Origin of the sequence: Pseudomonas sp. YNh, assembly GCF_037993085.1 — a bacterium.
Classification (GTDB): domain Bacteria; phylum Pseudomonadota; class Gammaproteobacteria; order Pseudomonadales; family Pseudomonadaceae; genus Aquipseudomonas; species Aquipseudomonas putida.
On sequence record NZ_JBBMRJ010000027.1, the window covers coordinates 16,807 to 40,472 of the forward strand.

22 protein-coding genes are annotated in these 23,666 nt (G+C 65.0%); 5 read left to right on the forward strand and 17 right to left on the reverse strand.

The window, feature by feature from the left end:
• The first annotated feature begins 36 nt into the window (after positions 1-36).
• Positions 37-414 (forward strand): response regulator, encoded by a 378-nt coding sequence (locus tag WF331_RS22660; protein ID WP_016487624.1) that lies wholly within the window; start codon positions 37-39, stop codon positions 412-414.
• A 109-nt stretch (positions 415-523) separates the two neighbouring features.
• On the opposite strand, the gene WF331_RS22665 is transcribed toward WF331_RS22660, so the two are convergent.
• The 3 genes from WF331_RS22665 to WF331_RS22675 are packed head-to-tail and all read right to left on the reverse strand — an operon-like array spanning position 524 to position 3,164.
• Positions 524-1,105, reverse strand: coding sequence for a TetR/AcrR family transcriptional regulator (locus WF331_RS22665; RefSeq protein ID WP_016499123.1), 582 nt, complete (start codon positions 1,103-1,105; stop codon positions 524-526).
• Positions 1,106-1,117: 12 nt separating this feature from the next.
• Positions 1,118-1,966, reverse strand: a complete 849-nt coding sequence (locus WF331_RS22670; protein ID WP_284362840.1) for a 3-hydroxybutyryl-CoA dehydrogenase — start codon at positions 1,964-1,966, stop codon at positions 1,118-1,120.
• 13 nt (positions 1,967-1,979) lie between these two features.
• Positions 1,980-3,164: an acetyl-CoA C-acyltransferase family protein gene (locus tag WF331_RS22675; protein WP_284362843.1), complete on the reverse strand. Its 1,185-nt coding sequence runs from the start codon at positions 3,162-3,164 to the stop codon at positions 1,980-1,982.
• A gap of 168 nt (positions 3,165-3,332) precedes the next feature.
• Here WF331_RS22675 and WF331_RS22680 point away from each other — a divergent pair, with 168 nt between their 5' ends.
• The gene (locus WF331_RS22680) at positions 3,333-4,343 is read left to right on the forward strand and encodes an AraC family transcriptional regulator (protein ID WP_284362846.1); all 1,011 of its coding nucleotides are present in this window, start codon (positions 3,333-3,335) and stop codon (positions 4,341-4,343) included.
• A 129-nt stretch (positions 4,344-4,472) separates the two neighbouring features.
• Here the strand turns inward: WF331_RS22680 and WF331_RS22685 are convergent, their stop codons facing one another.
• Positions 4,473-4,910, reverse strand: coding sequence for a carboxymuconolactone decarboxylase family protein (locus WF331_RS22685; RefSeq protein ID WP_016499127.1), 438 nt, complete (start codon positions 4,908-4,910; stop codon positions 4,473-4,475).
• Between the two features lie 201 nt (positions 4,911-5,111).
• On the opposite strand from WF331_RS22685, the gene WF331_RS22690 reads away from it, so the two are divergent.
• Positions 5,112-6,308, forward strand: a complete 1,197-nt coding sequence (locus WF331_RS22690; protein ID WP_229608727.1) for a cyanate transporter — start codon at positions 5,112-5,114, stop codon at positions 6,306-6,308.
• Here the strand turns inward: WF331_RS22690 and pdxR are convergent.
• The 7 genes from pdxR to glcD all read right to left on the reverse strand — a co-directional run bounded on the left by pdxR (position 6,301) and on the right by glcD (position 14,870).
• On the reverse strand, positions 6,301-7,734 hold the full coding sequence (pdxR, locus tag WF331_RS22695; RefSeq protein ID WP_284362851.1) for a MocR-like pyridoxine biosynthesis transcription factor PdxR: 1,434 nt from the start codon (positions 7,732-7,734) through the stop codon (positions 6,301-6,303). The two genes, WF331_RS22690 and pdxR, sit on opposite strands and share 8 nt — an antisense overlap.
• Before the next feature lie 82 nt (positions 7,735-7,816).
• Entirely contained in the window at positions 7,817-8,155 is a 339-nt protein-coding gene (locus tag WF331_RS22700; protein ID WP_016499130.1) for a hypothetical protein, read from the reverse strand.
• Between the two features lie 206 nt (positions 8,156-8,361).
• Positions 8,362-10,530, reverse strand: a complete 2,169-nt coding sequence (locus tag WF331_RS22705) for a malate synthase G (RefSeq protein ID WP_340623303.1) — start codon at positions 10,528-10,530, stop codon at positions 8,362-8,364.
• 152 nt (positions 10,531-10,682) lie between these two features.
• Positions 10,683-11,081: a heme-binding protein gene (locus WF331_RS22710; RefSeq protein WP_174371447.1), complete on the reverse strand. Its 399-nt coding sequence runs from the start codon at positions 11,079-11,081 to the stop codon at positions 10,683-10,685.
• Complete coding sequence (glcF, locus tag WF331_RS22715; RefSeq protein ID WP_340623304.1) at positions 11,074-12,309, reverse strand: glycolate oxidase subunit GlcF; 1,236 nt, start codon at positions 12,307-12,309, stop codon at positions 11,074-11,076. The genes WF331_RS22710 and glcF overlap by 8 nt, the downstream gene beginning before the upstream one ends.
• Positions 12,310-12,318: 9 nt before the next feature.
• Positions 12,319-13,371, reverse strand: a complete 1,053-nt coding sequence (gene glcE, locus WF331_RS22720; RefSeq protein WP_284362857.1) for a glycolate oxidase subunit GlcE — start codon at positions 13,369-13,371, stop codon at positions 12,319-12,321.
• Entirely contained in the window at positions 13,371-14,870 is a 1,500-nt protein-coding gene (gene glcD, locus WF331_RS22725; protein ID WP_340623305.1) for a glycolate oxidase subunit GlcD, read from the reverse strand. The genes glcE and glcD overlap by 1 nt, the downstream gene beginning before the upstream one ends.
• A gap of 195 nt (positions 14,871-15,065) precedes the next feature.
• On the opposite strand from glcD, the gene glcC reads away from it, so the two are divergent.
• Positions 15,066-15,830 carry a transcriptional regulator GlcC gene (gene glcC, locus WF331_RS22730; RefSeq protein WP_340623306.1) on the forward strand — a complete coding sequence of 255 codons (765 nt, stop codon included), beginning with the start codon at positions 15,066-15,068 and terminating at the stop codon, positions 15,828-15,830.
• Positions 15,831-15,951: 121 nt separating this feature from the next.
• On the opposite strand, the gene WF331_RS22735 is transcribed toward glcC, so the two are convergent.
• From WF331_RS22735 to WF331_RS22750, 4 genes are all read right to left on the reverse strand, one after another.
• Positions 15,952-16,269, reverse strand: coding sequence for a DUF2388 domain-containing protein (locus tag WF331_RS22735; protein WP_016487609.1), 318 nt, complete (start codon positions 16,267-16,269; stop codon positions 15,952-15,954).
• 221 nt (positions 16,270-16,490) lie between these two features.
• Positions 16,491-17,942 carry an aldehyde dehydrogenase family protein gene (locus WF331_RS22740; protein WP_340623307.1) on the reverse strand — a complete coding sequence of 484 codons (1,452 nt, stop codon included), beginning with the start codon at positions 17,940-17,942 and terminating at the stop codon, positions 16,491-16,493.
• Entirely contained in the window at positions 17,939-18,907 is a 969-nt protein-coding gene (locus tag WF331_RS22745) for an NAD(P)-dependent oxidoreductase (protein ID WP_340623308.1), read from the reverse strand. The genes WF331_RS22740 and WF331_RS22745 overlap by 4 nt, the downstream gene beginning before the upstream one ends.
• Before the next feature lies 1 nt (position 18,908).
• On the reverse strand, positions 18,909-20,309 hold the full coding sequence (locus WF331_RS22750; RefSeq protein WP_340623309.1) for an NAD(P)/FAD-dependent oxidoreductase: 1,401 nt from the start codon (positions 20,307-20,309) through the stop codon (positions 18,909-18,911).
• Between the two features lie 200 nt (positions 20,310-20,509).
• Between WF331_RS22750 and WF331_RS22755 the strand changes: the two genes are divergently transcribed.
• Positions 20,510-21,568 carry a GlxA family transcriptional regulator gene (locus WF331_RS22755; RefSeq protein WP_340623310.1) on the forward strand — a complete coding sequence of 353 codons (1,059 nt, stop codon included), beginning with the start codon at positions 20,510-20,512 and terminating at the stop codon, positions 21,566-21,568.
• 227 nt (positions 21,569-21,795) lie between these two features.
• Here the strand turns inward: WF331_RS22755 and WF331_RS22760 are convergent, their stop codons facing one another.
• The gene (locus tag WF331_RS22760) at positions 21,796-22,146 is read right to left on the reverse strand and encodes a cupin domain-containing protein (RefSeq protein ID WP_016499141.1); all 351 of its coding nucleotides are present in this window, start codon (positions 22,144-22,146) and stop codon (positions 21,796-21,798) included.
• A gap of 12 nt (positions 22,147-22,158) precedes the next feature.
• Positions 22,159-23,535: an MFS transporter gene (locus WF331_RS22765; protein WP_284362871.1), complete on the reverse strand. Its 1,377-nt coding sequence runs from the start codon at positions 23,533-23,535 to the stop codon at positions 22,159-22,161.
• Positions 23,536-23,666: the final 131 nt, after the last annotated feature.

Sequence of the window (23,666 nt, forward strand, 5' to 3'; positions counted from 1 at the left end):
TCTGATGGCCAACTGTAAGAATTTCAAGGCGTTAACATGAGTGAAGATGCACAAGATGTGGTGTTGGTCGTCGAGGATGAACCGGCGATTCGCATGATTTTGCGTGATTACCTGGCAGGTGAGGGGTACCACGTGCTGGTGGCCGAAGATGGCGAGCAGGCGTTTGCCATCCTGGCCAGCAAACCGCACCTGGACCTGATGGTGACGGACTTCCGCTTGCCGGGTGGCATCTCCGGGGTGGAGATTGCCGAGCCCGCGGTGAAGCTGCGCCCGGACCTGAAGGTAATCTTCATCAGTGGCTACCCGGCAGAGATTCTCGAGTCAGGCAGCCCGATCACCCGCAAGGCACCGATCCTGGCCAAACCGTTTGACCTGGACACCTTGCACGAGCAGATCCAGAGACTTTTGCGTTAAAGCGGGTGGCCCCATCGCCGGCAAGCCAGCTCCCACAAGTACTGCACAGGCCTTGAGATCTGCAGCGTAACTGTGGGAGCTGGCTTGCCGGCGATAGGGCCAGTACAGGCTATCGCAGGGTCCGCTCTATACCACCTGCCAACATGCTCTCCATCAGCCCCAGCCCCTGTTCCTCGGGCAATGCCTTCAACATCCCCGGCAACTGGTTCAGCAGCGTCGCCACCACATGCGCCGTGGCCACCAGCGCCTGCCCCTGCAACTTCGCCTGCGGCGCGATCAGCCTCAGCAACCCCGCCTCATAACGTTTGCGCAACAAGGCCAGGCGCGCCTGCTGGTCATCGCTCAGGCAGCACAAGTCGCGCTCCGCCAGCCGAAACTGCATCGGCCGCTCGGCATGCAATTGCCAGTGTGCTGCAATCAGGCAGCCCAGTGCCGAGGCCCCGCGTGCCATGGCCCGGCGGCCTTGGTCCAAAGTGGCCTGCAGTTCTTCGTACAACTCCTCGATCAAGTCGTACAACAGGTCCTGCTTGCTAGGAAAGTGGTGGTACAGCGAGCCTGCCGTCAGCCCCACATGGGCCGCCAGCTCGCGCATGCTGACCTGGCCAAAGCCCTTTTCGGCAAACAGCGCCATGGCCCGGTCACGTCGCTCCTCAAAGCTGGCACAGCGCATTGCGGCATTGACCGGGGGCATGGCGGCTTGTCCTCAGTAGGTGAAGAAACCGCGGCCGGTCTTGCGCCCCAGCCAACCGGCCGCGACCATTTCCTTGAGCAGCGGGGCAGGGCGGTACTTGCTGTCGCTGAAGCCTTCATGGAAGGCCTCCATGATCGCCAGCAGGGTGTCCAGGCCGATCAGGTCGGCCAGGGCCAGCGGGCCGATGGGCTGGTTGCAGCCCAGGCGCATGCCGGTGTCGATGTCCTCGGCGCTGGCCAGGCCTTCCTGGCGCACGAAGATCGCTTCGTTGATCATCGGCACCAGGATGCGATTGACCACGAAGCCTGGGCGGTTGCCGGCGGTGATCGGCGTCTTGCCGACCTTTTCGGTTACCACCAGTGCTTGGGCGTAGGTGCTGTCGCTGGTCTGCAGGCCGCGGATGATCTCGACCAGCGCCATCATCGGCACCGGGTTGAAGAAGTGCACGCCAATGAAACGCTCGGGGTGCTCGATGCTGGCGGCCAGCTGGGTGACCGACAGCGACGAGGTATTGGTAGCGATCAGGCAGTCGTTGGCGACGTTGGCGGCCACTTGCTGCAGGATGCGCTGCTTGAGCTGCAGGCTTTCGGTGGCGGCCTCGATCACCAGCTGCGCGCTGCTGAGCTGGGCGTAGTCGGTGCTGGTGCGGATGCGCGTTTTTGCCGCCGCCGCCTTGTCCGCACCCAGGGTGCCTTTGCTGACCTGGCGCTCGAGGTTCTTGCTCAAGGTGGCCACGCCGCGCTCCAGCGCCGCGTCGGAAACATCCACCAGCAGCACCTGGTAGCCAGCTACTGCACACACCTGGGCAATACCATTGCCCATGGTGCCGGCGCCGATCACGGCGATCTGTTCAATACTCATGTGTCAGGCTCCCTCAGACGCGCTCGAAGACCACGGCAATGCCTTGGCCGCCACCGATGCACATGGTGGCCAGGGCGTAGCGGCCCTGGATGCGCTGCAGTTCATGGATGGCCTTGGTCGCGATGATCGCGCCAGTGGCGCCCACCGGGTGGCCCAGGGAAATGCCCGACCCGTTGGGGTTGACCTTCTCCGGGTCGAAGCCCAGCTCGCGGGCCACGGCGCAGGCCTGGGCGGCGAAGGCTTCGTTGGACTCGATCACGTCCAGGTCCTGCAGTTTCAGGCCGGTCTTTTCCAGCACCTTGCGGGTGGCCGGGATCGGGCCCAGGCCCATCAGTTCGGGCTCGACACCGGCGTGGGCATAGCCCACCAGGCGCGCCAGCGGCTTCAGGCCCAGGCGACGCACCGCGTCACCGCTGGCCAGCACCAGGCCGGCCGCGCCATCGTTGATGCCGCTGGCGTTGCCTGCAGTCACGGTGCCGTCCTTCTTGAACACGGTCTTCATGCCGGCCAGTTGCTCGGCGGTGACGTCGCCACGCACGTGCTCGTCCACGGCGAACTGTACGGTGCCTTTGCGGCTTTTCAGCTCCAGCGGGACGATCTGGCTGTCGAAACGGCCTTCGGCAATGGCGCGGGCGGCGCGGCGCTGGCTGGTCAGGGCCAGTTCATCCTGCATTTCGCGGGTAATGCCATGTTTGGCGGCGACGTTTTCTGCGGTGATGCCCATGTGGAAGTGTTCGAACGGGTCCTGCAGCACGCCGACGGTATAGTCGATGCCTTGCAGGTCGCCCATGCGCGCACCCCAGCGTGCCTGCGGCAGCAGGTAAGGGCCACGGCTCATGGACTCGGCACCGGCGGCAACGGCCACATCGGCATCACCGAGCAGCAGGCACTGGGTGGCAGAGACGATGGCCTGCAGGCCCGAGCCGCACAGGCGGTTGACGTTGAAGGCAGGTGTTTCCTTGGGGATGCCGGCGTTCATCGCGGCAACCCGCGACAGGTAGGCATCGCGCGGTTCGGTCGGGATCACCGTGCCCATGACCATATGGCCGATCTGCTCGGCGGCCACGCCCGAGCGCTCGATGGCGGCGCGGGTGATGGCAGTGGCCAGGTCGGCCAGGGGCAGGTCCTTGAGCGAGCCTCCAAAACCACCGATGGCGGAACGCACGGCACTGACGACGTAGATTTCTGGGCTGCTCATAGAGGCTCCGTAAGCTTAGGCATGGCGGGACCGGGCCAGGCTCTGCGAGAATGGCCGGCGGTCCCGGAGTGGGATCGAGTCTAGGCAAAGGCTCTGTTGCAGCCTATGCCGGATCTGTTCAAACAACCTGGCACTTTTTGCCACTCAGCATAGACAGCGAAAACCACCATGCGCGATAGCGATTCGGTCGCCGTGTACTTTCTCAATGCCATGCTCCACGCCCTGCGCGACTGCCCAGCCGAGCGTGATGCGCAGCTGCGTGCCGTGGGTATCGACCCGCAACTGCTCGAACAGCCCCAGGCACGCGTACCGGCCAAGGCGTTCTCCGAGCTGTGGTTGGCACAGATTCAGCGCCTGGACGACGAGTTCTTCCGCCTCGACAGCCATGGCATGCCGCTGGGCAGTTTCGCCCTGATCTGCCGGGGGCTGATCCTTGAACCAAACCTGGAAAAGGCCTTGCGCCAGTGCCTGGGTGGCTTCGGCCTGTTCCTGCGCGACCTGCGCGGCAGCCTGACGGTGCGCGCTGGGCGCGCGCTGATCAGCGTGCAGTCGAACATCGCCGACCCACTGACCCGGGTGTATGCCGAGGAAACCTACCTGGTGCTGATGATCGGCATGTTGTGCTGGCTGGCCGGGCGGCGCATCGCCATCGACCGCACCGAGCTGGCCGTGTCGCGCCCGGCCCAGGACGACGACCTGCTGTTGTGGGGCCCGGACCTGCGCCTGGGCAGCGGGCGTACCGAAGTGGAGTTCGACAGCGCCTACCTGCGTTTGCCAGTGGTGCAGGACCTGGCGACCCTGAAAACCTTTCTGCGCAGTGCGCCGCAGGGGTTGGTGATCCGTTTTCGCAACCAGAACGGACTGGTGGCGCAGGTGTACCGGCATTTGCGCACCCGGCACTATGGGCAGTGGCCGACCTTGGCGGCGCTGGCGCAGCTGCAGGGGATCAGTGCCAGTACGTTCCGCCGGCAGCTGGAGCGGGAAGGGCGGTCGTACCAGCAGATCAAGGATGAGGTGCGCCGGGCGATGGCCTTCGAGCGGTTGCGCGAGGGGGTGTTGAGCATTGCCGAGATAGCCGAGCAGGCCGGGTTTCAGGAGCCGAGTGCGTTTCACCGGGCGTTCAAGAAGTGGACCGGGCAGAGCCCCGGCAGCTATAGGGCGCGGTTGGCCGGGCGTTAGTTGTTCCCTGTACGGCCCCTATCGCCGGCAAGCCAGCTCCCACATGTCCCCCACGATATTCGAGGTTTGTGGAGTATCTGTGGGAGCTGGCTTGCCGGCGATAGGGCCGGTACGGCGATCAATGAATGATCAGGCCGGCACCATGGCAAACCCGACCCCGAAGCGGTTCCAGGCATTGATGGTGGCAATCGCCAGGGTCAGGTTGGCCACTTCGGTCGGTTCGAAGTGCTCCTGCAAGGCTTCATATTCCCCCTGCGGTGCCCCACGCTCCGGCAGGCGGGTCAGGCTCTCGACCCAGGCCAGCGCCACACGTTCACGCGGGGTGAAGTAGGCGGTTTCGCGCCACACGCTCAAGGTCTGCAAGCGTGCTTCGGTCTCACCGGCCTTGCGCGCATCGTTGGCGTGCAGGTTGACGCAGTAGGCGCAGCCGTTGATCTGCGAGGCCCGCAGGCGCACCAGCTCCAGCAGGGAGCTTTCCAGGCCGCTCTTGGCCAGCGCCTGTTCCAGGCCGACCATGGCTTTGTAGGCTTCCGGGGCGTGCTTGGCCCATTCGATACGGTTGTGCATGGCTGTCTCCAAAAGGTGTGGGGTGGGAATGGCTCTACTGTAGCGCTGCCTTTTGGCCTCCCCGATAGCCAATTGCACACATAAGCCGGAGGCCAATGGTCCATTCAGGTGGCCACTGACAAGCATCCAATCTCTTCATTTCTGCCAGGGCTGGCAAGCCGGGATAATGGCCCGGTCCTGCTACCAGAGAACCGATGCACAATGAGAGCTGCTTTGAACCTGTTGCTGGTGATTCTGCTGGCGCTGAACCTGCGGCCGATCCTGACCAGTATCGGCCCGTTACTCGAACCCATGCGCGCCAGCACCGGCCTGGGCTACCAGCAGGCCGCCCTGCTGACGGCGTTGCCGGTGCTGTGCATGGGCCTGGTGCCGTTGCTGCAGCCGTGGCTGCGACGCTGGATCAGCGAGCACGGCGGCATGCTCGGAGGCCTGGCGGCCATTGCGCTGGCCTGCCTGTGGCGCCTGCAACTAGACAGCGCCTGGGCGCTGATTGCCAGTGCTGTGGTCGCCGGCCTGGGGGTGGCGGTGGTGCAGGGCATGATGCCGGGGCTGGTCAACCGCTGGTTCCCCAGCCGCCTTGCGGGGGCTATGGGTTTGTACTCGGCGGCATTGATGAGTGGCGGCGGCATGGCCGCCGTTCTTGGCCCGCATATCAGCGGCCACTTCGGCCACTGGCAGGTCGGCCTTGGCCTGTGGGCGATCCCGGCACTGCTGGCGCTGCTGGCCTGGGCCGTGCTGCGGCCTCGGCAGGGGCCGCCAAAGCTGGCCGGGGCCGCTGGCGGGCACTGGTTCGGCACGCGCCGGGCCTGGTTGCTGGCTTTGTACTTTGGCCTGATCAATGGCGGCTACACCAGCATGGTGGCCTGGCTGCCGGCGTACCACATCGAGCACGGCGGCAGCGCTCAGGGCGGCGCAGACCTGGTTGGCCTGATGACGGTCTTCCAGGTAGCCGGTGCACTGGGCTTGCCGCTGTTGCTGCGGCGCTGGTCTGACCGCCGCCCAGGCCTGTGGTTGGCGCTGGCAATCCAGCTGTCCGGCTTCCTCGGCCTGCTGCTGGCACCTACGCAGGCTTCGGGGCTGTGGGTTGCGATGATCGGTTTTGGCCTGGGCGCCTGCTTCAGCCAAAGCCTGACGCTGACCCTGGAGCACCTGAAGACGCCCGCCGAGGCCGGCAGCCTGGCGGCGTTCGTGCAGGGCATCGGCTTCATCATCACCGGTATCGTGCCGTATATCACCGGCTGGCTGCGTGACATGAGTGGCGACTTCCAGGCGTCGTGGACGCTGCTCACCGTGACGGTGCTGGCCATGCTGCTGGTGACCACCTGCTTCAACCCGCGTGGCTATGCCGCAGCCATCGCGCGCCCAGCCCCAACAGGCAAGCCCGTGCCAGTCAACTGAGGCGTTGCAGGGTATCGCGCACCCGGTCCAGTGCCGGGTCGATGTCCAGCAGTTCGATGGCGCCGAAGCCCAGCAACAGCCCCGGGCGCGCCGGCGCTTCGCTGAAGAATGGCGCCAGTGAATACAGGCCGACCTCTACCTTGCGTGCGAGGTTGGCCAGCAGTTCCACATCCACCCCGGGCGCAGCCAAGGCGCTGAGGTGAAACCCGGCGCTGGCGGGGATTGGGCTGAACCATGGTGCCAGGTCGCCACCCAGGCGCGCCAGGATGCGCTCGCGGCGAGCGCTGTAGACCTCGTGGCAGCGGCGGATGTGCTTGTTCAGGTGGCCTTCGCCCAAAAAGCGCGCCAACGCCCACTGCAGCAAAGTCGGGCTGTGCCAGTCACTGAGGTGCTTGGCCACGCAGGCGGCCTGCAGCACGGCTGGTGGCAGCACGGCATAACCCAGCCGCAACTCGGGTAGCAGGGTTTTGGAAAAGGTCCCCACGTAGGCCACCAGGCCATGCCGGTCGAGGCGCTGCAGGGCATCCGAGGCTGGCCCGTGGTAGCGGAACTCGCAGTCGTAGTCATCTTCGATGATCAGTGCGCCCAACTCGGCAGCTCGCGCCAGCAGGGCATGCCGGCGCGGCTCGCTCATGGGCATGCCCAGCGGGAACTGGTGCGAGGGTGTTACGTAGATCAGCCGGGTGCCGTCGGCGATCTGCTCCACGCACAGGCCTTCATCATCCACCGGCACCGATTGCAGGCGTGCCCCGAGGACCAGGAACAGTTGCCGTGCCGGCGGGTAGCCGGGGTCTTCCATAGCCACCTGGCAGCCTGGCTCGACCAGTACCCGGGCGATGAGGTCCAGCGCTTGCTGGGCGCCGTTGCACACCAGCAGGTCGGCCGCGCTGCAGTGCACGCCGCGGGCGTAGGCGATGTGGTGGGCAATAGCTTCGCGCAGCTCCGGCAGGCCCTGCGCCTGGAACTGCCGTTCGGGGTGACGCTGGCTGCGGCGCAGGGCGTAATTCAGGCAGCTGCGCCATTGGTCGAACGGGAACTGCGACTTGCTCGATGCCCCGCCGACAAAGTCATAGCGCGAGGGCGTTTGCAGCTGGCGTTGGGCGAGCACGGTGGCGCGCTGCTGCCAGCGTTCGAGGGATGCGGCACCGGCCAGGGGAATGCTGGCGGACTCATGGTTGCGCAGTGGTTGGCGCGGGGTGATGAACGTGCCACGGCCGACCACGCCGCTGAGCAGGTTGTCGTAGGTCAGCCGTGAGTAGGCCTCGGCCACGGTCTTGCGCGATACGCCCAGTTGTTCTGCCAGCAGTCGGGTGGGCGGCAGTTGGGTGCCAGCGGCCAGGTGGCCGCTGTCGATACCGGCGCGCAGTTGCTGGTAAAGCTGATCGGCCAGGCCTTTGCGGCCTTCCAGGCGAATGTGCAGTTCCATGGGGTGGTCCGGAGCGGGGGAGTGCTCAGGATAGCGGATTGGACAGGGAAGGGCATGGGGCTGCAAAGCAGCCCCATAATGCTCAGAACCGGGCGGTGCTCACGGTGATATAGCCCTTGTCCGCCACCGCGATGCGGATCACTGTCTCGTCCGCTGGCGCCTGGCGGTTGCGCTTGATACGCACGCCATCCACTGCGGCAGCTTTCAGGTGTTCGGTAATGGCCCGCCCGTTCGGGTCGAAGAACACCTCGCTGGCCAGCAACTCGATACGTTCGATCAGTTGCCGAGAGTGCTCGTCGGTGGCGCAGAAGAACATCACCCCCGACAGGTGGGGGTCTTCGTCGGGGTTGCTGATGTCATGGGTCAGCATTTCGCGCAGGCTGCTGCGCAGTTCGGCAATGGAGCGGGCGTACAGGTGCATACGGAACCTCCTCTGGATCGCGACCTTGCGTTGTCCAGCACCGATCTTGTTTTCTGCGTGCAGAGGCAGCAAGTAGGACGCTTCCGAGAGGGCTGTGGGAAATTTCTGAATGCGCCGAGCTACCGCCCTTGACTGGCAGGTGGTAGAGGCCGGCGGCAAACTTCGCCGGCCTGCACCGATCCCGTGTTGGGGACGCGTAGCCTCATCTAGCGTTGAACCTCCTGCTTGAAGCGTAACCGCCAGCCATGCAACAACGGTTCGGTATAGCCACTCGGCTGCTCACGCCCCTTGAACACCAGCTCCCGCGCAGCGCGGAAGGCATGCGATGCCTCGAAACCGGCCGCCATCGGCCGATACGCCGGGTCCCCTGCATTCTGCTGGTCGACCACCCTGGCCATGCGCTGCAGGCTCGCTTCCACCTGTTCGTCATCCACCACCCCATGGTGCAGCCAGTTGGCAATGTGCTGCGCCGAAATGCGCAGGGTGGCGCGGTCCTCCATCAGGCCCACATCATGAATGTCAGGCACCTTGGAGCAGCCGACCCCTTGCTCGACCCAGCGCACCACGTAACCGAGGATGCCTTGGCAGTTGTTGTCCAGCTCGGCCTGGATATCTGCGGCACTCCACGCCCGTTCGGGGCTGACCGGAATGCTCAGCAGGTCATGCAGCAACGCCTGGCGCTGGGCGCCCAGGTCAACCTGTTCAAACGCCTGTTGCACGGCGGCGACGTCTACCTGGTGGTAGTGCAGTGCATGCAGCGTGGCGGCAGTGGGCGACGGTACCCATGCGGTGTTGGCACCGGCCTTTGGCTGGGCAACCTTTTGTTCGAGCATGGCCGCCATAAGGTCAGGCATGGCCCACATGCCCTTGCCGATCTGCGCCTTGCCGCGCAGGCCACAGGCCAGGCCGACCAGCACGTTGCTGCGTTCGTAGGCCTGGATCCAGGCGCTGCCTTTCATGTCGCCCTTGCGCAGCATGGCGCCGGCTTCCATGGCGCTGTGCATCTCGTCCCCGGTGCGGTCCAGGAAGCCGGTGTTGATGAACACCACCCGTGATGCGGCACTGGCGATGCAGGCCATGAGGTTGACGCTGGTGCGCCGCTCCTCGTCCATGATGCCCATCTTCAGGGTATGCGCAGGCAAGCCCAGCAGGGCCTCGACACGGCCGAACAGCTGGTCGGCGAAGGCCACTTCGGCCGGCCCGTGCATCTTCGGCTTGACGATGTACAGGCTGCCTTCGCGGGAGTTGCCGCGGCGCTTGAGATCGTGCAGGCCGATCAGGCTGGTGACCACGGCATCGAGGATGCCTTCGGGGATTTCCCGGCCATCGCGGTCATGGATGGCCGGGTTGGTCATCAGGTGGCCGACGTTGCGGATGAACAGCAGCGAGCGGCCCGGCAGCGTCAGGGGGTGGCCGTTTGCACCCTGGTACTGGCGGTCGGCGGCCAAGGTGCGGCTGAAGGTCTTGCCGCCTTTGCTGACCTGCTCGCTGAGGTCGCCCTTCATCAGGCCCAGCCAGTTGCGGTAGACGTTGACCTTGTCGTCGGCATCCACGGCAGCTACCGAGTCTTCGCAGTCGATGATGGTGGTCAGCGCGGCTTCCAGGGCGATGTCCTTGACCCCGGCCAGGTCCTGTTGGCCGATTGCACTGGTCGGGTCGATTCGGATTTCGAAATGCAGCCGGTGATGCTGCAACAGGATCGCCGTGGGTGTGCTCGGCTCACCCTGGTGGCCATGAAGTTGTTCTGGATTCTGCAACCCGACCTGGCGGCCGTCGGCCAACGTCACGTGCAGCGTACCCTGGTTGATCGCATAGGCCTTGGCGTCGCTGTGTGACGCACCGTCGAGTGGGGCGCTAGCGTCGAGGAACTGCCGGCCATAGGCAATCACCTTGGCGCCGCGTACCGGGTTGTAGCCCTGGCCGCGTTCGGCGCCAGCGGTTTCGGCAATGGCATCGGTGCCGTACAGCGCATCGTAGAGGGAACCCCAGCGGGCGTTGGCGGCGTTGAGGGCGTAGCGGGCATTGCTCAGCGGCACGACCAGCTGCGGGCCGGCTTGCACGGCGATTTCGCGGTCGACCTTGGCGGTGTTGATCTGCACGTGTTCGGGGGCGTCGACCAGGTAGCCGATGCCTTGCAGGAAGTGCTGGTAGGCGGCCATGTCGTGGATCGGGCCGGGGTGCTGGCGGTGCCAGTTGTCCAGCTCGGTTTGCAGGCGCTGGCGTTCGGCGAGCAGGGCGCGGTTTTGCGGGGCGAGGTCGTGGACCAGGGTGCTGAAACCTTGCCAGAAGGCGTTGGCTTCGATGCCGGTGCCGGGGAGGACTTCGTCTTCGATGAAACGCTGGAGGGTGGGGGCGATCTGGAGTTCGTTTGGCATTGTGTGTTCGCTCGATGTTCGGTCTTCGGAAATTCAGTCGCCTGTGCGGGCCTCTTCGCGGGCTTGCCCGCTCCCACAGGTACTGGGCAGGAATTCAGACCTGTGCGATGCCGGTGGGAGCGGGCAAGCCCGCGAAGAGGCCGGTACAGAATTTACAGGGCAGCAGCCCCAGCCTTGGCCACTTGGGCGTCCTGTTCGGACTTGACCCCGGACACGCCAATGGCACCCACCACCTGGCCATCCACCCGCAATGGCACGCCACCTTCCAGGCTGGTCAGCAGCGGTGCGGTGACGAATGCGGTACGGCCACCGTTGACCATTTCCTCGTAATCACGTGTTTCCTTGCGCCCCAGGGCGGAAGTCCGGGCCTTTTCCACGGCAATGTAGGCACTGGCCGGCGCACAACCATCCATGCGCTCCAGGGCCAGGGGGTGGCCACCGTCGTCGACCACGGCGATGGTCACGTTCCAGTGTTGGGCCAGGGCTTCCTGGCGGGCGGCGATCAGCACACGGGCGACTTCGGCCTGGCCGATAACGAACTTGCTATGCATGAGGGGTCTCCGGGTTCAAGGCTGCTTCGACGATTTCGATCCAGTGCCGTACTGGCGTGCGCCCGGCCCCATCGAGGTGGGCCTGGCAGCCGATATTGGCGGTGGCGATGACTTGCGGTTTGCCGCTTTCCAGTGCGTTGAGGCGGTTGTCACGCAGTTGCAGCGACAGCGCCGGCTGGGTCAGCGAATAGGTGCCAGCCGAGCCGCAGCACAGGTGGCCGTCCGGCACCGGGGTCAGGGTAAAGCCCAGGCGCGTCAGCAGCGCCTCTACCGCGCCCCCCAGCTTCAGGGCGTGTTGCAGCGTACAGGGGCAATGGAAAGCCAGGCGTTGTTCGGCGCACAGGCCCAGTTGCTCGACCGGCTCATCGCGCAATACTTCTACCAGATCGCGGGACAGGGCGCTGACCCTTGCTGCTTTGGCTGCGTAGCGCGGGTCGTGTTCCAGCAGGTGGCCATAGTCGCGCACGAACGCGCCGCAGCCGCTGGCGGTTTGCACGATGGCCTCGGCGCCTGCTTCGATGGCAGGCCACCAGGCGTCGATATTGCGCCGTGCACGTTGCAGGCCTTGCTCCTGGGCATTGAGGTGGTAGTCCACCGCGCCACAGCAGCCGGCTTGGTGGATGGGTTCGATGCTGATGCCCAAGCGGTCCAGCAGGCGTGCGGCGGCGGCATTGGTATTGGGTGACAGTGCCGGCTGCACGCAGCCTTCCAGCATCAGCACCCGGCGTACATGGCGCGGTGTCGGGCGCTGGCCGGGTGGGGTCATCCGCGCCGGCAGCTTGCGCTTGAGCGTGGCCGGCAACAGCGGGCGCAGGGCTTGGCCGCCGCGGGTCAGGGCCTTGAACAGTGCCGGGCGCGGCACCACCGCGCGCAGGCCCTGGCGCAGCAGGCGCTGGCCAAACGGGCGCGGTACCTGCTGTTCGACCACGGCGCGGCCGATGTCCAGCAGGTCGTGGTACTTGACCCCGGATGGGCAGGTGGTTTCGCAGTTGCGGCAGGTCAGGCAGCGGTCCAGGTGCAGTTGGGTGCTGGCGGTTACCGGCTCGCCTTCGAGCATTTGCTTGATCAGGTAGATACGCCCGCGCGGGCCGTCCAGTTCATCGCCCAGCAGCTGGTAGGTGGGGCACGTGGCGGTGCAGAAACCACAGTGCACGCAGGACCGCAGGATGCTTTCGGCTTCGTCGGCGCGGGCCAGCTGGCGGGATGTTTCGCTCAGGTTGGTTTGCATGGTCTGGCCTCACAGGTCCGGGTACAGGCGGCCAGGGTTGAATACCGCCTGGGGGTCGAGCTGCTGCTTGAGGGCGCGGTGGTAACGCATCAATGCGGCGGGCAGGGGCGCGCTGCTGGCTGCACCGGGGGCGTAGCAGGTGGCGTGGCCACCCACCTTGGCGATGTGGTCGCGAATTGCCCGCGCCGGTGCGCTGGATTTCAGCCAGCGCTGGGCGCCCCCCCAGTCGATCAGTTGCCGGCCGGGCAGGTGCAGCTCGCCGGTGGCGTTGGGCAGTGACAAGCGCCAGAGCGGCGCAGGGTCGTTGAAGAACGCCAGGCGCTGTTCGCGCAGGTCGCTCCAGAAACCGCTGTCGAGGGTATCGCCGCCCAGGCGCTGGCGTGCCGACTGCACCGAGCCTTCACCGCCTTCCAGGCGCAGGTACAGCGCGTCGCCGTCATGGCAGGCGGCGCTGATCGGCAGTGGCTGCTGCCCCCACTCGGCCAGCGCCTCCAATGCCTGGTGGCAGCCCATCGGCAGGCGCAGGCTCAGGCATTCGCGCGGCCGAGGCAGCACTTTCAGGGACACCTCCGTCAACAACCCCAAGCACCCAAAGCTGCCCGCCATCAGCCGAGATACATCGTAACCGGCCACGTTCTTCATCACCTCGCCACCAAAGCGCAGCAGTTTGCCGTGACCGGTGATCACCCGCGTGCCGAGCACGTAGTCCCGTACCGACCCGGCCCACGGCCGCCTGGGGCCGGACAGGCCCGTCGCGACCATGCCGCCCAAGGTGGCCTCGGGGCCCAGATGTGGGGGTTCGCAGGGCAGCATCTGGCCAGCCTCGTGCAGGGCTGCTTCTATGTCGCGCAGCGGTGTGCCTGCCCGGGCGGTGAGCACCAGTTCGGTCGGGTCGTAGCTGACGATGCCACGGTGGCTGCGGGTGTCGAGTACTTCGCCGGCCACCGGGTTGCCGAGCATGGCCTTACTGTTGCTGCCCTGGATACGCAGTGGCGTGCCCAGGTTCAAGGCCTGGTTGACCTGCTCCAGCAGGGCCTGGCTGATGTCGCGGTTCATGCTCATCAGAAGCGCTCCAGGTCGGGGAACGGCAGTTGGCCGTGGTGCACGTGCATGGCGCCGAACTCGGCGCAGCGGTGCAAGGTGGGAATGTTCTTGCCGGGGTTGAGCAGGCCCTGGGGGTCGAAGGCGGCCTTGACCGCGTGGAACAAGGTGATTTCATCGCTGTTGAACTGCGCGCACATCTGGTTGATTTTTTCGCGGCCTACGCCGTGCTCGCCGGTGATGCTGCCGCCCACCGCCACGCACAGTTCGAGGATCTTGCCGCCGATGGCTTCGGCCCGCTCCAGCTCGCCGGGCAGGTTGGCATCGAACAGGATCAGCGGGTGCATGTTGCCGTCGCCGGCGTGAAACACGTTGGCCACGCGCAGGCCGTATTCGCTGGACAGGTCACTGATGCCCTTGAGCACCCGCGGCAGTTCGCGGCGGGGGATGGTGCCGTCCATGCAGTAGTAGTCCGGGGAAATGCGCCCCACCGCCGGGAAGGCGTTCTTGCGCCCGGCCCAGAAGCGCACGCGCTCGGCCTCGTCGCAGGCCAGCCGCACCTCGCGGGCGCCGGCTTGGGTCAGCACGGCGGCCACCCGTTCGCAGTCGTCGTGCACATCGGCCTCCACGCCATCCAGTTCGCACAACAGGATGGCCGCCGCGTCCACTGGGTAGCCGGCGTGGATGAAGTCTTCGGCAGCGCGGATGGCCAGGTTGTCCATCATTTCCAGGCCGCCTGGGATGATGCCGGCGGCGATGATTTCGGCCACCGCCCGGCCAGCGTCCTCGACACTGTCGAAGCTGGCCAGCAGCACCCTTGCCACCTGAGGCTTGGGCAGCAGTTTGACGGTGACTTCGGTGACGATGCCGAGCATGCCTTCAGAACCAGTGAACAGCGCCAGCAAGTCGAAGCCGGGGCTGTCCAGGGCATCGCTGCCCAAGGTCAGGTGTTCCCCTTCGACCGTGAGAATGTCCACCTTGAGCAGGTTGTGCACGGTCAGGCCGTACTTCAGGCAGTGCACGCCACCTGCGTTCTCGGCGACGTTGCCACCGATGGAGCAGGCAATTTGCGAGGAGGGGTCTGGTGCGTAGTACATACCATGGGGTGCGGCGGCCTGGGAGATGGCCAGGTTACGTACGCCGGGCTGCACACGGGCGTAGCGGCCCTGCGGGTCGACCTCCAGGATACGGTTGAAGCGTGCCATCACCAGCAGGATACCCTTGGCCAGCGGCAGGGCACCGCCCGACAGGCCGGTACCGGCGCCACGTGCGACCACCGGTACACCGCGCTGGTGGCACAGCTTGAGCAGCGTCTGCACCTGCTCCAGGCGCTCGGGCAGTACTACCAGCAGCGGTACCGTGCGATAGGCCGACAGGCCATCGCATTCGTAAGGTTTGAGGTCTTCTTCGCGGTGCAGGATATCGAGGTCTGGCAGGGCACTTCGCAGTGCCTGCAGCAGCTCTGCCTGGTCCACGGCGGGCAGCGCGCCATCGACGCGTTCGTCGTACAGGATATTCATCGGCTCACTCGGCAACGGTTTTTGTTGTTGTTGGCAAAGCGGTCACCGTTGCAGCCTGCGCGTGCCAGCAGCAGTGGTCGAGCATGGCAGGCACTGGTCCTACCAGTTTTTCTTCCGGGTACTGGTGATTGATGGGTTTACCCGGCTAGATTGGGGCAAGTGGTCTAACTGGTCCTACCAGCAGGAGGGTGCGCAGTGGTTACTGATGGCAAGGCCAGGGTCGCCGACCAGGTGGCCGAGCGGGTGGAGCGGCTGATCGTCGATGGCGTGCTGAAGGTGGGCCAGGCTCTGCCTTCGGAGCGGCGGTTGGTAGATAAGCTGGGTTGTTCACGCTCGGCCCTGCGTGAAGGGCTACGCATTTTGCGTGGGCGCGGCATCATCGACACCGAGCAGGGGCGAGGCTCGTTCGTCGCCGACCTCACGGGGCAGGCGGGTACCACACCGTTGATGCACCTGTTCAGCTCGCAGCCACGCACGCTGTTCGACCTGCTGGAGGTGCGGGCGTTGCTGGAGGCCGAGTCGGCGCGGCTGGCGGCGTTACGCGCCACCGAGGTCGACCGCTTGCTGATTCGCCGGCGTTATGAAGAAATGCTTGCGGCCCACGAGGCGGCAGAGGCGCTGGACGCCCGTGAGCACGCCCGCCGTGACCATGCCTTCCACCGGGCTATCAGCGAGGCGTCGCACAACCCGGTGCTGGTACATACCCTGCAATCGCTCAGTGACCTGACCTTGAGCACCGTGTTTGCGTCGGTCAACAACCTGTATTGCCGCCCAGCGCAGAAACGCCAGATTGATCGGCAGCATGCGCGGCTGTATCACGCGGTGATGGAGCAACTGCCGGAGCAGGCGCAGCGGGCGGCGCGTGAGCATATCAACGGGATACGCGACAGTTTGCGGGAGATCGAACAGGAAGAGCAGCGCTTGGTCAGGGCGACCATGCGCATGGATGGCTGGGGGTGAAGTCGCCTGTGCCGGCCTCTTCGCGGGTAAACCCGCTCCCACAGGAAACGCACTAGATCTGAAGGCTGTGCAGTCCCTGTGGGAGCGGGTTTACCCGGGAAGAGGCCGGTACTGGCTGACTTCAATGATCGGCTATACGGTCATCCTGGGAAAGAATAGCCCTGGCCAGCTCTTCATCATTGGCCTGCAGCCCCGGATGATCCTTGCGGGCCTGTTCCAGCGCCGACTCTACATAGGCGCCACGGATCGCACCGCCGCTGGCGACGAAAGCCGAAAGCTCGTCACGGGCCGGGATGATCCGTTTGTCGTCCTTGAAGGTCGAATACAGCGAAGCGGAAACACCGGCCGAGGTGGCGACGTCGCCCGCATCGACGCGGGCCAGGGCAGCACCGGCAGGCAGCAGGAGCAGCAGCGCAGGGGCGAGGAGTAGGTGGCGCATGACGTGTTCTCCAGTAGCGTGAAGCACAGGGAAATAAACCACTCAGTGCTTAAGAGAGCCGAGCAGTGCAGGTAGTTCCCTTTGCGGGCTGGAGATTGTCGGGGCCGCCATGCGGCCCAATCGCGACGCAAGGCCGCTCCCACATGGATCGGCATACGCAGGACCTTGTGTGGGAGCGGCCTTGTGTCGCGATTGGGCTGCGCAGCAGCCCCCCGGCCCGTTCAGGCCAACTGGTAGGTGGTCTTCACCCGGGTGAAGAACTGCCGTGCATGCGTCCCCTGCTCACGCGAACCCAGGCTCGATGCCCCGTTCCCCCCGAACGGCACGTGATAATCCACCCCGGCAGTCGGCAAGTTGACCATCACCATCCCCGCCGAGCTGTTGCGCTTGAAATGCTCGGCATGACGCAGCGAGGTGGTGACGATACCGGCCGACAGGCCAAACGCCGTGTCCTCGGCGGCAGCGAACGCTTCGTCATGGTCACGCACCTTGAGTACGCTCAGCACCGGCCCGAAAATTTCTTCGCGGTAGATGCGCATGTCCGGCGTCACTTCGGTAAACAGCGCCGGGGTGAAAAAGTACGCCCCTGCCAGGTTGTCGATCCGCTCGCCGCCACACACCAGTTTCGCGCCCTGTTCAAGGCCGGCGGCCACGTACGCCAGGTTCTGCTCCAGCTGCCGGCTGTCGACCACCGGGCCGATGTCGGTGCTGGCCTGTAGCGCATCGCCTACCTCCAGTGCGCGGGTGCGTTCGGCCAGGCGTGCGACGAAGGCATCATGAATGCCTTCGGTCACGATCACCCGCGAGCTGGCGGTGCAACGTTGGCCGGTGCTGTAGAACGAGCCGTTCAGCGCCACCTCCACTGCCTGTTCCAGGTCGGCATCGTCCAGCACGATCAGCGGGTTCTTGCCGCCCATCTCCAGCTGCACTTTCTTCATGCCTTCGGCGGCCAGCCGGGCAATTTGCCGGCCGGTATGCTCAGAGCCGGTAAAGCTGATGCCATCGACCCACGGCGAACGGATGATGGTATCGCCGACGCTGCGGCCCGGGCCGATCAGCATGTTGAACACACCTGCCGGCAAACCGGCGCGGGAGATGATGTCGGCCAGCGCCCAGGCCGAGGATGGCACCAGTTCGGCCGGTTTGAACACCACACAGTTGCCAAAACACAGCGCCGGGGCGATCTTCCACGCCGGGATGGCGATGGGGAAGTTCCACGGGGCGATGATGCCGACCACGCCCAGTGGTTGGGTGAACACATCGATCCCCACGTCCTGGCGCACTGACTGGTACTTCTCGCCTTCGGCACGCAGCGCTTCCTGGGCGTAGAACTTGAACGAGCGCCCGGCACGGTCCACTTCGCCCAGGGCTTCGCGCAGCACCTTGCCTTCTTCGCGGGCAAGCAGGGTTGCCAGTTGTTCGCGGCGGGCGAGGATTTCCGTACCGATGAAATCCAGCGCGTCCGCACGCTGCTGCGGGTTGCTGCGCGCCCACGCCGGTTGCGCGCGGCGGGCAGCGGTGATGGCCCGCTCGGTCAGCAACTGATCCGCGCGTTCGAAGCGCTCTATCACTTCACCCGGGTTGGACGGGTTGTGGTTTTCCAGGACGTCGGCGCTGCTGCCGAGCGGGACGAAGGCGCCATCGACGTAGCTGCTTTTGGTGGCAAGGGTCATGCGGTGCGAATCCTTTTTTCAGAAACCTGGCGGGCGACGAAGTCGCTGATGTTGTCCACGGCGCTGTCCATCAGCTGCTGCATGGCGTCTTCGCTGCTCCAGGCGATGTGCGGGTTGAGCAGGAAGTCGTCGCGGTCGATCAGGTCGAACAACGGGTTGCTGGGGTGCAGCGGCTCCACTTCCACTACATCCAGCGCCACACCGCCCAGGCGCCCCTGTTGCAGCGCCTGAATCAGCGCCGCTTCGTTTACCACGCCGCCGCGGCCGGTGTTGACCACGATGGCATCGGGCTTCATCAATGCCAGTTGCCCCGCATCAATGAGGTTGTGGGTTTCTGGCGTGAGCGGGCAATTGATCGACAGCACGTCGCAGCTTTTCAGCAGCTCGGCCAGCGGCCGGCAATCGGCGCCCTGGCGCTTGCCGCCGCGGTCTTCGAACAGCACCTGCATGCCGAATGCCCGCGCCAGGTGTGCCAGGCGCAGGGCAATCGGGCCGCTGCCGATGATTGCCAACTGCTTGTCGCGCACATCGCGGATGCGGTGGTTGAAGTAGATGTTCTGGTACGGCTTGTCGCCGGCATGCACTTGGCGCATCAGGCGGCTGAACGCGGCCGGGCGGCGGAACAGCTCAAGGATCATCGCCAGGCTGTGCTCGGCCACGGTGTTGGCGGCATAGCCCGGTACGCTCGACACTTCGATGCCGTGGGCTTCGCAGTAGTCGACATCGACGATGTCGCGGCCGGTCAGGGCCAGCGAGATCATCTTCAGCCTGGGCAGCTGGCGCAGGTGCTCTTCTCGCAGGGGTACGCTGCAGGTCAGCGCCACCGTCGCGTCTTTCAGGTGCTCAAGCATCTGGTCGGGGTGGGTGTAGGCAAACTGCTGCCAGGTGTGCTCGCAGTCAGGGCGCTTGAGGCGGGTAGAGGGAGCCAGGCCTTCGTCGTCGAGGAGGACGATGTGTTCGCTCACGTTATTGTCCTTGTTTCTTCTGCGCGGGGACGTAGCCGGCGGGCGCCATGCCCACAAGCTGGCGGGTGATGAAGCCGGCGTCCTGGTCGTGGTCTTCCAGCGACTCCTTGCGCACTAGCGCATCGCGTACCAGGTGCGCACCAATGAAGCGCAACGGCTCTGGCGGCAGCAACTTCATCTTCTGGTTGACCAGGCCACAGTTGGCCCACTCGTCGTTGGCATGGGTGGCCAACGACTTGATGATGCGGCTGGCAAACACGGTGGTGGCCACGCCGTTGCCGGAAAAACCGATGCCGTAGCTGACGGTCTGGTGATGGTCGAGGTAGCCGAAGTTGGGCAGGCCCTTCATGGCCCGGTCAATCGGCCCGGTCCAACTGCTGACCACCGGTACATCCTGCAACTGCGGGTACAGGCGGCGCAGTTCGGCAGCGACCTTGTCGGCGGCCGGCGAGGGTTTTTCATACAGGTCGCCAATGCGCCCGGCATAGGCGAACTGGCCCAGCGGCTTGCCGAACACCACGCGCCCGTCAGGGGTGTTGCGCCAGTAGTTGAGCACGGTGCGCGAGTCGGTCATGCATTCGCCGCCGCTGAAACCGATGGCGTCGAGCTTGGCCTTGACCGGCGCGGTGGCGACCATGTCGCTGGACATGATCGCGATCATCCGGCGCAGCTCGGGGAATTGCGCGCCCCAGGCGTTGAGCGCCAGCACCACGTGGTTGGCTTTTACATGGCCTTTGGCGGTGTGCACCACAGGGTGCTTGCCGCGCTGCAGGTGAGTGAACGGCGATTTCTCGAAAATCTGCACGCCCAGTTTCAGTGCCACGCGGCGCAGGCCGCGGGCCAGCATGGCGGGCTGCACAGTGGCCGCGTTGGGGTCGAAGATGCCACCCAGCACTAGTGGCGAGCCGACGCGCCCGCGAATGGTCTGGCGGTCCAGTTCCTGGAACGGGTTTACGTCGAGTTTCTGCAGGCCGTCGGTGAGCACGCGCCAGGAGTTCATCTGCCGCTGGTTGGTGGCCGTCCACAGCCAGCCGTCCTTGCGGTACTGGGCGTCGATGCCGTGCTCTTGGCAGACGCTGCCGATCTCGTCGATGGCCGACTCGGCGGCTTCGCAGATGCGCCGCGCTTCGACATCACCGCAGATGGTGCGCACCGACAGGTACTTGCCCCACCAGTTGGTGGCCACGCCACCGTTGCGCCCGCTGGCACCCGAGCCGCAGCGGTCGCGCTCGACGATGACGATGGTTTTTTCCGGGTGCGCCTGTTTCAGGCGGATAGCTGACCACAGGCCAAGGAAGCCACCGCCGACGATGCACACGTCGGCTTGAATCGAGTCCTGCAGGGCAGGGGCCAGGTCGTTGTCCAGGTCAAGCGCCTGGGCATACCAGAATCCACGGTACATGAGGGGTGCCTCTGAGCATGTTTGTCTTGTGCCTACATGATGCTCAGCCGGGCGAGTGCGCTGATATTACAGCCATGACAATTGATAGAACGGCGCCGCCTTTTGTCACGCATTTCCTATTTGTGGGGATGCATATGATATGACGGACGCAGGGCGCGCTTTAGAATGGCGCCATTACGGATGTCACGAGGCCAGCGTCCATGTTTGCCGAACAACAAGAAGAACCGGTAAAAGCCCCCGTCATCACTGCGCAGGTCAAGCCAGAACTGCGGGTAGGCTTCGTGCTGATGAACCACTTCACCCTGGTGCCGGTAGCGGGCTTGGTGGACTCGCTGCGCTTTGCTGCGGACAAGTCATTCCGCAGCCAGCAGGTGTTCTGCCAGTGGGACTGGATGACGCTGGACGACCAGCCGATCACCGCCAGTTGCGGCATGCCCATTTCGCCGACCAAGCCGCTTAACCTGTTTGCCCAGTACGACTATGTGGTGCTGGCCGGTGGCCTGCTGGACGAAACCCGCAACCCGCCGGCCTGGCTGCTGGATGCGCTGCGTGAGGTGCATGCGGCGAATATCCCGATAATTGCCTTGTGCTCGGGGTCGTTCGTGCTTGGCAAAGCCGGGCTGCTCGATGGTCGGCGCTGTGCGCTGCATTTCACCTTGCGTGACGAGTTCAAGGAGCGTTTTCCCCTGGCCACGGCGGTGATCGACAAGAGCTACGTGGACGACCGCGGCATCATCACTTGCCCGGGCGGCACGGCCATTGACCTGGCGGCCAACCTGATCCGCCGGCATTGCGGCGCAGTGCGGGCGCAGAAGGGGCTGGAATACCTGCTGGTGGATGAGCGCGCCGAAGAGCAGGACAAGACGGCCAGCGAATGCGTGTACCAGAACGACCGCGTGCAGCGGGCGATCAGCTTCATGCGCGCCAACCTGGATGCCTCGATGACGCTCAAGGCCGTGGCTGAAGCGGTGGGCACCCACCCCCGGCAGTTGCACCGTGAATTTGTGGCTAATACCCAGGAGCCGCCGGCCAACTACTGGCGCAAGTTGCGCCTGGACCATGCCCGGCGGTTGCTGGTGAACACCAGCCAGAACATCACCACCATTGCGTTGGCGTGCGGGTTTTCCGATGCGTCGCACTTTATCTTGTGGTTTCGCAAGCAGTACGGTGAGACGCCGTACAGCTTCCGCAAGCGCAGGCATGAAGTGGAGCGGTTTGACTGGCATGGCGACAAGGCGGGGTTGGACCCGGAGCCCTAACAAGCTATCGCGGTCGGGTGTAGGAGCGGCCTTGCGTCGCGAAAGGGCTGCAGAGCAGCCCCAGGATCGCACATTCAGCACAGATTGCCGCGGCCGCTTTGCGGCCCATCGCGACACAAGGCCGCTCCTACAGGGACCGCGTGGGTGTCACAGCTGGCCGATGACCTGCATCCCCATCCGGCTGGTCCGTTTGCCGGGGCTGATACGTTCGATCATCTATTTGTTCCTTAGAACAGCACGTAAGTCTTGCGCAGGGTTTCGCGAATGTCCCAGACACCCTCGCAGTTCTCCGGGAACAGCACTGCGTCGCCGGCGCGCAGTTCTACCGGCTCGCCACCGTCGGGGGTGAAGGTGCACCAGCCGCTGACAATGTGGCTGAACTCACGGTTTTTCAGGTGCCGGCGGAACACGCCCGGGCTGCTTTCCCATACGCCGATGCTGGCGCCGACGGCTTCGTCGGTCTGGTCCTGGGCGGTGGCTGCCTGGGCGACGGGTTCACCGATCGGCAGGCGGGCCGGGGCAGGGGCACCCAGCGACGCGAGGGGGGCATTGCGCACGACAGTCAGTACTTGGTTCACGAAAAGGCTCCTTCAGGCTTTACGAACAGCGGGTTTGGTAGCGGTAGAGGTGCGGGTGGGGTTACCAAGCGCCGCGGCTTGCTGTAGGTCGAGCTTGCTGGTCTCGGGGGCGAGCCACCAGGAAATCAGGGCGCCGAACAGCGAGATCAGGGCGGCAGCGAACATGGTGTTGGCAATGCCGTAGGAGGCCAGGGATATCGGCACCAGGTACGTGCCCACGGCCGCGCCGATGCGTGACAACGAAGTGGCCAGGCCCACCGCCGACGCACGGATTTCGGTCGGGAACAACTCGTTGGGGTAGACATATTCAAGCACCTGGGCGCCGCCGATCAGTACGGCATAGGCGCCGAACAGCACCAGTACGGTCGTTGGCGAGGCATCCGGGAACACCCCAAGCAGCACCAGCGACATGCCCGACCAGAGGAAACTGTGGATCAGCATGTTGCGCCGTCCCAGGCGGTTGATCAGCTTGGTGGCCAGCAGGCAGCCCAGGGTGAACAGCAAGGTGATGGCGATGGAGCCAAAGGCCGCCCAGTCGCCTGTCAGTTGCAGTGCCTGCAGCACTTTGGGGGCGAACGAGTAGATGGCGAACAGTGGCACGATCGCGCAGGTCCAGAACAGGGTGACAAAGGCCATGCGCTTGCCGTAACCGGAGTGGAACAGCGACCACACCGACACCGGCTTATCGGTGGTCTGCTCCGGCAGGTCGGCAATGGAGTAGTCTGGCCCATAGACTTTCTTGATCACGGCGTCGGCTTCGGCGGTTCGGCCTTTGCTTAGCAGCCAGCGTGGCGATTCCGGTGTGCCACTGCGGGCAATCAGGAACAGCGCACCCGGTATCAGGGCGCTGGCCAATACATAGCGCCAACCGTCTTCACCGCCCACACGCAGCAGCAGTTCGCCGACCATGTAGGCCACGGCGGCACCGGCAAACCACATCAGCACCATGGCCGCCAGCAACGGCCCACGTTGCTTGCGTGGCAGGAACTCGGCCAGCAACGACGTGGCGATCGGGTAGTCGGCACCGACCGCGATACCGATCAGCAACCGCCAGGCGAACAGGGCCCAGGCCGACTCGACCCAGAACTGCGCCACTGAAAAACCGACGATGGCGACCAGGTCGATCAGGTACAGGACCTTGCGCCCGTACTTGTCGGTGAACCAGCCACCGAGAAAACCACCCAGGAACACACCAATCAATGCTGACGCGGCGATCAGCCCTTCCCACAGGGCCGACAGCTGCAAGGCATTGGTAATTTGCAGCATGGCGACGCCGATGATGCTCAGTACGTAGCCATCGAGAAAAGGCCCGCCAGCGGAATAGACCGTCAGTTTGCGGTGGAACCCGTTGAGCGGCGCATCTTCTACGGAGCGTTTGGAAACGGACATACGGCTTACCTCTTGTTGTTATGTGGTGCACTAACGTGGCGGCACTATGGCACCGGCTGGCGCGGGCGCCCTATAACGGCTCGGACGAGTCATGGGATGGGATGACTGTGGGTGGTGCGGACGGTGGAGCT

What these genes read in the sequence shown, in the direction of transcription:
- WF331_RS22660 (WP_016487624.1), top strand. Translation starts at nt 37, where the DNA reads ATGAGTGAAGATGCACAAGATGTGGTGTTGGTCGTCGAGGATGAACCG.
- WF331_RS22665 (WP_016499123.1), bottom strand. Translation starts at nt 1,105, where the DNA reads ATGCCCCCGGTCAATGCCGCAATGCGCTGTGCCAGCTTTGAGGAGCGA.
- WF331_RS22670 (WP_284362840.1), bottom strand. Translation starts at nt 1,966, where the DNA reads ATGAGTATTGAACAGATCGCCGTGATCGGCGCCGGCACCATGGGCAAT.
- WF331_RS22675 (WP_284362843.1), bottom strand. Translation starts at nt 3,164, where the DNA reads ATGAGCAGCCCAGAAATCTACGTCGTCAGTGCCGTGCGTTCCGCCATC.
- WF331_RS22680 (WP_284362846.1), top strand. Translation starts at nt 3,333, where the DNA reads ATGCGCGATAGCGATTCGGTCGCCGTGTACTTTCTCAATGCCATGCTC.
- WF331_RS22685 (WP_016499127.1), bottom strand. Translation starts at nt 4,910, where the DNA reads ATGCACAACCGTATCGAATGGGCCAAGCACGCCCCGGAAGCCTACAAA.
- WF331_RS22690 (WP_229608727.1), top strand. Translation starts at nt 5,112, where the DNA reads ATGAGAGCTGCTTTGAACCTGTTGCTGGTGATTCTGCTGGCGCTGAAC.
- pdxR (WP_284362851.1), bottom strand. Translation starts at nt 7,734, where the DNA reads ATGGAACTGCACATTCGCCTGGAAGGCCGCAAAGGCCTGGCCGATCAG.
- WF331_RS22700 (WP_016499130.1), bottom strand. Translation starts at nt 8,155, where the DNA reads ATGCACCTGTACGCCCGCTCCATTGCCGAACTGCGCAGCAGCCTGCGC.
- WF331_RS22705 (WP_340623303.1), bottom strand. Translation starts at nt 10,530, where the DNA reads ATGCCAAACGAACTCCAGATCGCCCCCACCCTCCAGCGTTTCATCGAA.
- WF331_RS22710 (WP_174371447.1), bottom strand. Translation starts at nt 11,081, where the DNA reads ATGCATAGCAAGTTCGTTATCGGCCAGGCCGAAGTCGCCCGTGTGCTG.
- glcF (WP_340623304.1), bottom strand. Translation starts at nt 12,309, where the DNA reads ATGCAAACCAACCTGAGCGAAACATCCCGCCAGCTGGCCCGCGCCGAC.
- glcE (WP_284362857.1), bottom strand. Translation starts at nt 13,371, where the DNA reads ATGAGCATGAACCGCGACATCAGCCAGGCCCTGCTGGAGCAGGTCAAC.
- glcD (WP_340623305.1), bottom strand. Translation starts at nt 14,870, where the DNA reads ATGAATATCCTGTACGACGAACGCGTCGATGGCGCGCTGCCCGCCGTG.
- WF331_RS22735 (WP_016487609.1), bottom strand. Translation starts at nt 16,269, where the DNA reads ATGCGCCACCTACTCCTCGCCCCTGCGCTGCTGCTCCTGCTGCCTGCC.
- WF331_RS22740 (WP_340623307.1), bottom strand. Translation starts at nt 17,942, where the DNA reads ATGACCCTTGCCACCAAAAGCAGCTACGTCGATGGCGCCTTCGTCCCG.
- WF331_RS22750 (WP_340623309.1), bottom strand. Translation starts at nt 20,309, where the DNA reads ATGTACCGTGGATTCTGGTATGCCCAGGCGCTTGACCTGGACAACGAC.
- WF331_RS22755 (WP_340623310.1), top strand. Translation starts at nt 20,510, where the DNA reads ATGTTTGCCGAACAACAAGAAGAACCGGTAAAAGCCCCCGTCATCACT.
- WF331_RS22765 (WP_284362871.1), bottom strand. Translation starts at nt 23,535, where the DNA reads ATGTCCGTTTCCAAACGCTCCGTAGAAGATGCGCCGCTCAACGGGTTC.